Below are 10,785 nucleotides of genomic sequence, written 5' to 3'. Positions count from 1 at the left end.
GTGAGATCCTTCCTCCCTTGATACCGGCGAGGTCGACGATGGCTCTGATTCTTCCGCGAGCAGGGTCGTTGGTGAGCATGCCAGGCCGGACGATGACCCAATCGAGCGAGCTGGCACGGATCGCGGCTTCCTGGCGGTCCTTGTCCTTGTACGCATGGGTAAGCAGTAGAGGCTGAAAGATTCGGTCGAAGACGAAGCCACCATGGCCGCGGCTGTCTCCCACGCCCAGAGCGGAGATGCAGACCAGGCGGGGTACGCCGCTTCGCGTCATCGCCAGAATCAACGCACGTGTCGCTTCGGTCAGAAGACTGACCTTGCGGAGGCCCATCCCGGTGCCTAATGCGCTGACGACTACATCGCAGCCGTCCAAGGCGCGCTCGAGAATGATTTCATCGCGGGCATCGCCCTCGATCAATTCTGCTCCCGGCAGATCGGCCCCTACGGCCGAGCGAACCAGCGCCACGACGTAATGCCCTTTCTCCAGAGAGTCACGCACAATGAGCCGTCCGGTTCCGCCCGTTGCACCCAAAACAAGAACTTTCATATTCGATCTCGATCTTTGTCCGTTATGGACGCCGCACTCCCCAAGGCAATGGGCTCTTTCGGCCTTCCTGCCGGAATCCGCGGTCTTAGGCGGTGGCGGTCTTCTGAGCCGCCTCAAAAACATCACGAGCGGACGTTGCGCCGGGGACGTGCTCCGTACCCACGCCCCCGAGGTCCATCCCTCCGGCGTTGACGGCCTCGTACATGGTTTCGGCCGGTGCAGATTTGCCCTTTGGAATGCCGAACTGCTCGAATGTATCCGGCCAATTGGCCCGCGGGACGGCAACGGCCTTGACCTCGCGCTGCATCACTTCGCCTAGTTGCGCCGCCACTTCATCTGCGCTCACCATGGAGCCGAGTTCGATGATCCGACGCCCCAACCAAGCCGGTCCGCTCAAAAGCGATGCGATCTCGCCGCCGATGTCGTTGGTCGCAACCATGGTCGATTTCCGATGGGTCGGGTCGTTGAAGACGGGCAACGTGCCGCCCTGGGCGACGTGCAAGCCGTAAAGGAAGTTTTCGAAGAATCCGCCGGCTCGCGCAAAAGCGATCGGCAAGGTCAGGTCGCGAAACGCCTGCTCAAGAAGCGACAGCGCTGTAATCAGCCCCATGTCGCTCGTTCTGTTTGCGCCCATCGACGAAAGCGCGACGACCCGCGACACCGGCACTTGGCTTAGCGCCTCCACATAGTTCGCGATGACGCCCCTGGCTTCCCTGAAATCCGGCGAGGGGGCCCAGATGGGAGGCAACATGACAAACGCGCCGTCGACGCCCCTAAGTGCTCGCTTGATGGATGCCGCATCGTTCCAGTCGCCGTCAACCAGCTCGACGCCTTGGTCGGCCCAGCTTGCAGCCTTTGCGCGGTCGCGAACCAGCGCGCGCACCTTACTGTCTTGCGCAAGCAAGTGGGTTGCCGCAGCACCGCCCACTTTTCCCGTAATTCCCATGACCAAGAACATGTGCGTTTGCCTCAACCGGTTTCGACAATCCACGGTACCCCGTGCGCTATTATTCGAATATGAGGCATATTCGGAACGGGCTGTGCAAATGAACTTAACAATCGCTCGAACCCATCTGGATGGGTTGGTCATGTTTCTAACGGTTGCGGAATACCGAGGATTTCGCGCAGCGGCCCGGCACCTCGGCGTCACGCCCTCTGCGGTCAGCCAGGCCATACGCAGTCTGGAACGGAGGGTTGGCGCGCCGCTCTTCTCCCGTACAACACGAAGCGTCAGGCTGACGGAAGCGGGCGAACGCCTGCTTGCCCATGCACGCCCGGCAGTCGACATGCTCACCGCAGGATTAGATGCCGCGAGCGGGTTGGGTGGCGAGATTACCGGCCGACTGCGCATCAATATGCCCAGGCCCATCGTGCCGCTGCTGGTGAATCACTTGCTGCCGGACTTTCTCGACGCTCATCCAAATATTGAACTCGAACTGGTAGGCGACGACCACCCCATTGACATCGTCGAAGAAGGATTCGACGCGGGAATACGATTGGGAAACTTCGTCCAGATCGACATGGTCGCGAAATGGCTGACGCCACCGGAGCGCTTCGTTGTCGTCGGCGCCCCGGTGTTTCTCAGGGAGCATGGCCGGCCGGCATCTCCGTACGATCTGCAGAACTTTCGTTGCATCCTGCTTCGTCAATCCGTGCGCGCGCTCGATCATTGGCAATTCGTCGTCGATGGTAAACGCATCACGGTGGGCGTAGCGGGACCTCTGGTGATTAACGACATCGAGGGCTGCGTTCGGTCAGCTCTGAGAGGTGTTGGCCTCTTCCAATTACCACACTCCATTGTGATGTCTCATCTTGAACGTGGCGATCTGCAGACCGTGCTCGAACCCTATTGTGAAGAGGTTCCCGGTCTTTCCCTCTACTATCCGAGTCGAAACCAGTCATTGCCGAAGCTTCGCGCGTTTGTCGATTTCGCCACCGAGCGAATGCGAAAGTCCTTCAAGCCGGACAATTACTTGTCGAATCCCTTAAGAGATTCCGACAGATGACGGTCGTCAGCGTGCTTCATGCGAGCCACACTGGCGACGGACGGACGGAGAGGGCTGGGGCGACAGCTCGGTCAGTTCAGATTTGGTGTGGACGATTACGCAATCGCGGTAGTTCGCCAATCATCTGAACCCTTGACCAGCTGCCACGTTTCGTGGTCGCAGTTCTGCGCCACACCGCCAATCAGAAAAACGTAGTCAAAGTAGACCGACGCCACGCTGCCATCGCTGCGAACAACGTTTGACCGCATCGGGCGAAGTTTTGCATTCGGTGCGCTTACCATCCTCACGAAATCCCGGAAACTCCCTACCTTTATCTGGCTGACGCCGGATCGCTTGGCCTTGATCTTCTCAAAAGATCCGTCTGCCAGTTCGCTTACCACCGGCACCCCTTGTATGGGAGTTCGCGAATAGCGCAGCAGTTAGCGCTTCACTTGATGGTCCGGACCGATTGAACGTATCCGCTTCCCGCTGGCGATCCCTGTTCCTGCGTGGAAAACCTATCGCAAGGATTTTCCATTACTTGCGACTGTGGTTGCTCTCTCTGGGGAGCAACCGTGGGTGCACTGAGCATGTGGCACAAGACTGCGCGGCCCCCAGGCGCCCCCCCCCGTGGTCAACTTACTTACCCAACCTTCTTCTGAAGCCGGCCAGGTCCAGGGCCGCCTAAGTCTCCGCGCCATTCGCGTCGCCAGACTCCGCGGCAACGCCCTTTGCTGAGGCTGCGCAGCCCCCTTTGCCTCTCGGCCTACGGCCGGAAGCATCCGCGACTCACCAGCGCTTCGCCTCCAAAGGGCTCCGAGCCCGACTATAGGAACTGGTCTGTACCAACTTTGGGAATCCGTCCAGTCGTGGACAGAAAGGCATAGTGTGTGCACATTGCACACACTATGCCGAATGGTGTTCTCAAACTGCCGGCGAATTGGCTCTGCGCAACGATTCCCTCCAGTCGTCCCCGACTTTCTCCTAGAAAACTTGGCGGATTTCGGCTCGTCCATTTGGCAAAGAAGGCATATCCGAGGCGCAGCTGCGCAAGGCTGTGCAGCTGGCCGATCCACCTTCTCGGTATACAGCCTCCGGGCGTGTTCTATGCCTTCGAGGCCGCATTTCTTTTGCAATTGTGCTGGGTATCGAACACGCGCATGCAAAAGGGGGGCTACATCACCAGCCAATGCCCAACCCAACGCCCCCGGAGGTCTCGCTGCCGGAGGCTGAGCCGCCGAACGAGAGGTTGACGTTTGGGGCAACGCTGCGGGCGTAGCCCACGGCGATAGCCTGATGGCCGCCCTGCGTACCGACGCCCACGCCCACGCGGTTTGGCGTATTTACGCCCTGTGCGCTGAAGGCCATCTGCGCGTATGCCGCACTCATCGCACCGACGCGGCTGATCCGGCGATCCTGCTGCTGCAACTTGCGATCCACGGCGGACTGGAACTGATCCAGACGCTGGTTGACCGCACCCACCTGCGCATCGGTGTAATTGTTCGCGGTGGCGATCGCCTGCTGGGTCTGTTCCGACACCTGGCCGACGGTAGCGGCATCATCCGGCTTCACGCCATTGCCGACATTGCCGATGACCTGACCGCCGTTATCCGTTAACGGACCACCCGGGCCGATCGGCGCCGGGCTACCACCACCCGCACCATTTTCCACCTGGGTCACGCGATCGCCGAGCTTATTTACCTGATCCTGCACATCCCACAGCTGGCTGCCGTTGACGGCATCCGTGCTGCCCGGCGCCACCGTGCCAGCCATAACGTTGGTCAGGCGGGTGCCCAGCGCACCGCCCAGGGCGATCAGGCCGTGATCCGAACCTGATGTATAGGTCACGGCATCGAGTACGCCGCCATCGTCACCGACCAGGCCGGCCGACTTCAGCTGGCGCACGTTCACCGCATCGGTGTCTTCGGTGCCGTCGGCTACGTGGGTGATCTGGCGTTCGTTACCGACGGTGCCCACAGAGACCGTGTTCGCGCGATCGGCGGCGGAGCCCGCACCCAGTGCAACCGAGTTCGTCGCGCCGGTGTTGACGACAGCGCCATTACCCAGCGCCGTGCCGCTTTCCGCGCTTGATACCGCGTTCGAGCCAACCGACGTGGACTTGACCACCGTGGCACGCGCGAAGTTGCCCACCGCGACGGAATCACTCACCGACGTGCTCTTGTAGCCCACGGACGTTGCCGGGTTGCCGGCGATCGAGGACTCCGCCCGCGCCTGGTCACCGATGGCGACATCCGCCGTCTTCACCGCGTTGGCCGAGTAACCAATGGCTACGGCGCCCTGCCCCGACACCGATGCCGAGCGGCCGATGGCCACCGCCAGCGAGCTCGTTGAGGACGCCGATGTTCCGAGCGACACCGAGTCATAGTAGGTGGTCTTGGCATTGAGCCCGATGGCGACAGAGCCCGACCCCGCTACGTTGGCGTGGTCACCAATGGCCACGGTGCTGTAACTGGACGTCGTCGCGTTGTTCCCGATCGCCAAGGCGTTGCCACCACCGTTGCTGACGGCACCATTGCCAATGGCGAGATTGCTGAAGTTGGCCGAGCTACCGGCGCCAAATGCCATCGCACCACTACCGGTCACATTCGCGCCGTTACCAATCGCAATACCGTTGGTCGCAGCAGCCTTCGCATTCGGGCCGATCGCCGTGGCGTTGGTGCCGGTGGCGGCGGCGTCATCGGTGCCGTCCTTCTTGCCGTTGACGCTGACATAGCCGCCGTCGTCCGCAACAGGCAGGACGGCCGCGTCATAAATGACGGTGTCCTTGATGGAAGTGTCCCTGGCGATGGCCGCCATGGAACCCGCCGAGAACGACGCCAGGGCGAGCCCCAGAGCCATAAAGAGGACCGTCTTGGCCTGCCCGTGGGGACGAGCGGCGTGACGGGCGTTGTGGGTGGTCGCGTGCATGGTCATGTCATGGTCTCGATGCGTGGGCCGCACTTACCCGTCACGCGCCCAGGGCGCATGGGGAAAGGGGATCAACGATGAAGGGGGTCGGCCCGGCCCCGTAGGGAGGGAACAGGCCTAGCCGATGGCCATCCAGGCTCGCGGGACAGGGCTCATGGGGTAAGGAGGTAGCCCCGCCGGCCTATAGAAGGTTAGGCAGTGGCTAGGACTAGTCCTATAGAAGAATTCTCAAAAGTGCTCAGCCCAGGTGGTGGGCCCGGAGGAAGGCGGCCAGGGCGGCATCGCCCTCCAGGCCCAGTTTGGCCATGACATCGCTCTTCTGCCGGCTGATCGTCTTGGGGCTGCGGTTGAGCCGGGCGGCGATCTCGTTGCCGGTAAGGCCTTCGCCGAGGAGCCGCAGCACCTCGGCTTCGCGGACCGTGAGCAAGCTTGTCGCTGTCGACGGGGAAGGCGTGTCCTGAAGCACGTCCTGCAGGCCGGCACTGATGTAGGTGCCACCAGCCACCACCACGCGAACGGCTTCCACGACCTGTTCCAGCGGATCGGTCTTGTTGCATAGGCCGTGGATACCAAGCGCAAGCACGGCACGCAGCACGTCGGGGAAGTCGAGCACGGTGACGAGCACTACCGGAGTATCAGGCGCCGTGCGCACCAGGGTGCCGAGCAGGCCCAGGCCATCACCGCGGTTGCCGCCCGGCATCGAGAAATCCGTGACCACCACATCGCAGGGCGTGTCCTTCACCGCGGCAAGCAATGCCTCGGCGGTATCGGCTTCCGCGACCACTCGCATATCGGCCGCCTTTTGCATGGCAAGCCGAAGCCCGAGACGAACCACCGGGTGATCATCGGCGACGATCGCGCGGATCATGGCGTGGGCGGCAGGTGCGAGATGTAATCGGCGAGGTCGGCGTTACTCGCCAACTGGAGTTTGCGCATCATGGCGCGCTTCTGCGTACCCACCGTGCTGAGCGCCACGCCCCACTGCGCGGCCACCTGGGTAAGCGTGTGGCCCTCGCGCAACAGGTGCAGAAGATCGTTTTCCCGCGGGCTCAGCACCGATGTGGATTCCGTATCCGTATCACTGGCGGCTTCATCGAGCAGCGCGCGGAAGCTATCTGATAGGTACTGCCGACCTGTGAGCGCCTTGCGCACAGCGACCACGAACTCGGATAGGGGTTCGCTCTTGTCGACGAGGCCCGCCACGCCATGCGCGAGGATGGCCCGCAGCTTCACCGGCCGGTTGAGCATGGTGACGACCACGACCGGCGTATCGGGAAACGTTTGTTTCAATGTGCCAAGGTAGGTCTCGCCATCGGTCACGTGGTTGCCAGCCATGCCGAAGTCCGTGACGACCACATCGGGCTTCAATCCACCGATGGCGGCGAGGGCGTCGTCGAAACCGGCGGCTTCACCAACGACGTCGATACCATCCATCTCAAGCGCGGCGCGCAGGCCGATTCGCATTGTAGGATGGTCATCCGCGATGAATGCACGGGGGTTCACCGCCAGCCTGCAGCGAATGCATTCACCTGATTTCTCCCGCCCCGTGACCCGGAAACGGCAAGGATCATACTATGCAGCCCAAACCGCTTCTAGCCGTGCTGCTGTGGCTGGGCCTGGGTCTTGCCATACCCGCCCGGGGGGCCCCGCCGGCCGAGCCGCAGGCCGCCACGCACGTTTCGTTATCGGCTGAAGAGCGCGAATACCTGGCTTCCCTGCCCGCCCTGAAGGTGGCCGTGGACCGCAGCTTCGTGCCCTACACCATGGTCGATAACCAGGGGGTGCCGGCAGGCCTGGCCGCGGATTACGTCCAGCTCGTCGCCAGCCGCCTGTCGCTGAAGCTGGACTACGTGGTCACCGATTCCTGGCAGGCCACGCTGGAGGCGTCGCGCCGCGGCGATGTGGATCTACTGCCCGCCATCGTCTCCGATGGTGAGGCCGCTGCCCTTTTCAAGGCCTCCGAGCCCTACATCACGTTCCCCATGATGGTGGTGGTGCGCGAAGGAAGCCCGCCGCTCACGTCGCTCTCCGACCTGCATGGCAAACGGATCCTGGCCAACCCGCGTCGCGCCGCCGACGTGACGGCGCTGCGCTCGATCGATGAGCCGGTGGTGCTCCCCATCACTTCCCCCGCGGAGGGCATGAAGCGCCTGGCAAGCGGCGAGGGCGATGCCCTGTTCGCCAACCTGGCCACGGCCGACTATTACCTGGGCCGGCAATACCGGGCGACGCTTCGCCTCGCCGCCCCGGCCAATATCGACGAAGCCTTGTCGATCGGCGTGCGCCCTCGCCTTGCGCCACTGTTGCCGCTGATCAACCGGGCGCTTCGTTCGGTCAGCGTGGCCGAGCGCGCGCGGATCAGGAACAACTGGGTGGCCGCGCACTACACGTTCCGGCCTTCGGCCCAGCAGCTCATGCGCGATGTGCTGCCTTACGGCGTGCTTGCACTGGCCATCGTACTGAGCCTCGCTTACGCCTACTGGCGTCTCCGCCGCGAAGTACGCATGCGCCGGATGGTGGAGCGCCAGCTCGATGATGTCGCCGCCAACCTGCCCGCCGTGGTCTACAAGTTGGTCATCCACCCCGATGGAAGGCGCCGATTCCTGTACGTCGGTGGCAACCCGCGGCCGGTGATCGGCATGGAGGCCTCGGAGATCCTCGGTGACGAAACACCGGTGCTGCACACCATCCACCCGGATGATCGCGCCGCGTTACTGGCGGCGTTGAAGCACTCCGCCGAAACACTCACCCCGTTGCGCATGGTGCTCCGCGCCCAGGTCGACGACCAGCTGCGCTATGTCAGTTCCGAAGCCCGCCCACGCAGGGATGCCGATGGCGCCACCTACTGGAGCGGCTTCTGGAGCGACGTGACCCACGAGCACGAACAGGCCGAAGCCCTGGCCCAGGCCGTGGAAAGCGCACAGCAGGCGAACGAAGCGAAATCGCGCTTCCTTGCCATGATGAGCCACGAGATCCGCACGCCCATGAACGGGATCATCGGCCACCTCGAATTACTCTCCGCCGATGCCATGGCACCGGAACAGGCGCGACTCGCCGGCATGGTGAATGAATCGGCGCAGTCGCTGATGCGCATCCTCAACGACATCCTCGATTTCTCGAAGGTCGAAGTGGGCGAGATGCATGTCGAGATGGGGCCCGTGGATATGCGCCAGTTGCTTGATGCGGGAATGGCTGCCTTCGCGCCAGCCGCGCAGGCGAAAGGCGTATCGATATCGAGCCATGTGGATGACGACGTACCACCTTGCGTGCGCGGCGACGCCGGGCGTATCGGGCAGGTGCTCGGTAACCTGCTCTCCAACGCCGTGAAGTTCACGGAGCATGGATCGGTGTTCGCTTCGATCACTGTTTCGCACGAAGGCGAAACGCCACGGCTGGTCCTGACCGTGCGCGATACGGGCGTGGGCATCGATGCATCGCGCCAGGAGGCGATCTGGCAGCCGTTCGTCCAGTCCGATACCACCATTACCCGGCGGTTCGGCGGCACGGGGTTGGGGCTGGCTATCTGCCGGCAACTGATGACCTTAATGCAAGGATCGATCTCGTTGCAGAGCGTTCCCGGGCAAGGCACGACCGTGCAGGCGTGGTGGCCGCTCGAGCCGATGGACGCCACGGTGTTGATGCCTTCACCTGTGAATGAAAGCGTGCGTTCGGCACCTGCAGTCGCTGCTGCTGCATTGGGGCGTGCGCTTGTCGTCGACGATCATCCGACGAATCGCTCGGTGCTCAGCGCGCAGCTAGGCCGACTGGGATTCGAGGCCATTGAAGCCGGAGATGGTCGCGCTGCCCTTGCCATGCTGGCCGCCATGCCCTTCCGGGTCGTGTTGACGGACCTTCATATGCCGGGGCTGGACGGCATCGCGCTGGTGCGGGCGATTCACGAAAGTACATCCGAAGCGCCGCCAGTCATTGGCGTTACTGCCGACGTGCGTCCGGATGTTGTGGCCGAGTGCATCAGGACTGGCATGCGGACCGTGCTTGCCAAGCCTTGCGTGATCGCTGACGTGCGTGAAGCCCTATCGCAGCTTGGATTGCTTGATGAAGCGGATGCGTCAGCCAGGCCGTTTGTCGTCGACCTTCCGCGGCTTCGCGGGACGTTTGGCGATGACGCCGCCGTGGCCGCCGTGCTTGCCAGCTGCATTGCCACGACACATGAGGCTCTTGCGAAGCTCACCGACTTGCAGGCCCATGGTTCTCCCACGGCGCTCGGCGAGTGGCTGCATTTCGTCCTCGGCGGCCTTTCCATTGTGTTCACCGCCGAAGCCATCGCACCACTTCGTCAGATCGAACGTGACCTGATGCAGTCGCATGAATCGCGAGTCACGTTTCCATCCTGCGTCGAAATCTATGTGCGAACTATGCTGGCACGTATGGAAGAAATCTTTGGTCCAAATTAGACTAGATCTCAAATCATCTCATGTGGCGGATGGGCTCATGTCCATTTTTGGAATGCTGCTGGTGAACGATACCGCTCCGCCAATGAGGTCGAAGGCGTGCGGCGAATACATCCCGAGGATCGTCGCAAACAAACGCATGGTTTCACTCCTGGGCTGAAGCGGTCCCCGATTGTTGATCGCGTCCTCATCGCAATACCGAAGAAGGCGCCCTAACGGTTAGCCGGCTGGGATCGCCTCCGCTTGAGCCAAGGCTTGACGATCGCGAACCAGAATATCGTGGAGGCGAGAACCGAATTGAGGAAGAAGACTGGGAAGGGCCCGCCGACGGCGTAGTGCTCCATAAGGCGGTCAACGTCGACCCCCATATGCTGGAGAAGTAAGGAAAGGGGCCCCAGCGGAAACGACAATACATTTCCGGCAATCTCGTTTGCCTTGCTGACGCAATACGCCTGCATTCCACAGTCCAGTCGACCCACAATGATGTAGAACATCAGGCCGAAATGGACTAGCGAACATATCAAAATGAAGGCAGCTGGCTTTCTTCTAGATATCATTGGATCGAGCCTATGACCTTTTATCAGTATCCGCGAGGATCAAAACGCCTGGATCATCGTCGGGACCTACATGTGTCCATTTTGGCACCGTGGGTCCCACCGGATTAGTCGTCGGATTGAGGTATGTGGCCTTCATGACATTGGTCGCAAAGTCAGCGCAATTGTTACGCGCTCGGCTGAATCGGTCATTGAGATGATCTTTCGCCCAGTTATTCATCAAGATGTCTTGAAGGGGCTGGGTATGCAGGCCTTCCTGTGAGTCATACGCTTGCGATATCGACATCGGCGCATCTATGTCATTCCTATAGTCCGTGAGCGAGGCTTCCATGTCCTGCAGCGTTGTGAACTTAAGCATGGTC

The 10,785-nt window shown here is 61.8% G+C and carries 8 protein-coding genes; 2 read left to right on the top strand and 6 right to left on the bottom strand.

Annotation, left to right across the window (positions count from 1 at the left end):
- A partial coding sequence (locus VGN46_RS03255) for an NAD(P)-dependent oxidoreductase (protein WP_331640578.1) occupies nt 1-544 on the bottom strand: 544 nt, incomplete at its 3' end.
- 85 nt (nt 545-629) lie between these two features.
- A complete protein-coding gene (locus tag VGN46_RS03250; protein WP_331640576.1) occupies nt 630-1,502 on the bottom strand; it encodes an NmrA family NAD(P)-binding protein in 873 nt (290 codons plus the stop codon).
- Nucleotides 1,503-1,632: 130 nt separating this feature from the next.
- Here VGN46_RS03250 and VGN46_RS03245 point away from each other — a divergent pair, with 130 nt between their 5' ends.
- Nucleotides 1,633-2,550, top strand: coding sequence for a LysR family transcriptional regulator (locus VGN46_RS03245; RefSeq protein WP_331640574.1), 918 nt, complete (start codon nt 1,633-1,635; stop codon nt 2,548-2,550).
- Between the two features lie 95 nt (nt 2,551-2,645).
- Here VGN46_RS03245 and VGN46_RS03240 read toward each other — a convergent pair whose 3' ends face one another.
- From VGN46_RS03240 to VGN46_RS03225, 4 genes are all read right to left on the bottom strand, one after another.
- Complete coding sequence (locus tag VGN46_RS03240; protein WP_331640572.1) at nt 2,646-2,930, bottom strand: hypothetical protein; 285 nt, start codon at nt 2,928-2,930, stop codon at nt 2,646-2,648.
- A 778-nt stretch (nt 2,931-3,708) separates the two neighbouring features.
- Nucleotides 3,709-5,463 (bottom strand): YadA family autotransporter adhesin, encoded by a 1,755-nt coding sequence (locus VGN46_RS03235; protein ID WP_331640570.1) that lies wholly within the window; start codon nt 5,461-5,463, stop codon nt 3,709-3,711.
- A gap of 232 nt (nt 5,464-5,695) precedes the next feature.
- The gene (locus tag VGN46_RS03230) at nt 5,696-6,325 is read right to left on the bottom strand and encodes a response regulator transcription factor (protein ID WP_331640568.1); all 630 of its coding nucleotides are present in this window, start codon (nt 6,323-6,325) and stop codon (nt 5,696-5,698) included.
- Nucleotides 6,322-6,960, bottom strand: a complete 639-nt coding sequence (locus VGN46_RS03225) for a response regulator transcription factor (RefSeq protein WP_331640566.1) — start codon at nt 6,958-6,960, stop codon at nt 6,322-6,324. The genes VGN46_RS03230 and VGN46_RS03225 overlap by 4 nt, the downstream gene beginning before the upstream one ends.
- Before the next feature lie 71 nt (nt 6,961-7,031).
- Between VGN46_RS03225 and VGN46_RS03220 the strand changes: the two genes are divergently transcribed.
- Entirely contained in the window at nt 7,032-9,872 is a 2,841-nt protein-coding gene (locus VGN46_RS03220; protein WP_331640564.1) for an ATP-binding protein, read from the top strand.
- Nucleotides 9,873-10,785 lie beyond the last annotated feature (913 nt).

The sequence above is a fragment of the Luteibacter sp. genome, from assembly GCF_036500425.1.
In the GTDB taxonomy this organism is placed as follows: domain Bacteria; phylum Pseudomonadota; class Gammaproteobacteria; order Xanthomonadales; family Rhodanobacteraceae; genus Luteibacter.
Note: the sequence above shows the minus strand (reverse complement) of the source record. Positions and strands in the feature narration are given on the sequence as shown.

What these genes read in the sequence shown, in the direction of transcription:
- VGN46_RS03220 (WP_331640564.1), top strand. Translation starts at nt 7,032, where the DNA reads ATGCAGCCCAAACCGCTTCTAGCCGTGCTGCTGTGGCTGGGCCTGGGT.
- VGN46_RS03235 (WP_331640570.1), bottom strand. Translation starts at nt 5,463, where the DNA reads ATGACCATGCACGCGACCACCCACAACGCCCGTCACGCCGCTCGTCCC.
- VGN46_RS03230 (WP_331640568.1), bottom strand. Translation starts at nt 6,325, where the DNA reads ATGATCCGCGCGATCGTCGCCGATGATCACCCGGTGGTTCGTCTCGGG.
- VGN46_RS03250 (WP_331640576.1), bottom strand. Translation starts at nt 1,502, where the DNA reads ATGTTCTTGGTCATGGGAATTACGGGAAAAGTGGGCGGTGCTGCGGCA.
- VGN46_RS03245 (WP_331640574.1), top strand. Translation starts at nt 1,633, where the DNA reads ATGTTTCTAACGGTTGCGGAATACCGAGGATTTCGCGCAGCGGCCCGG.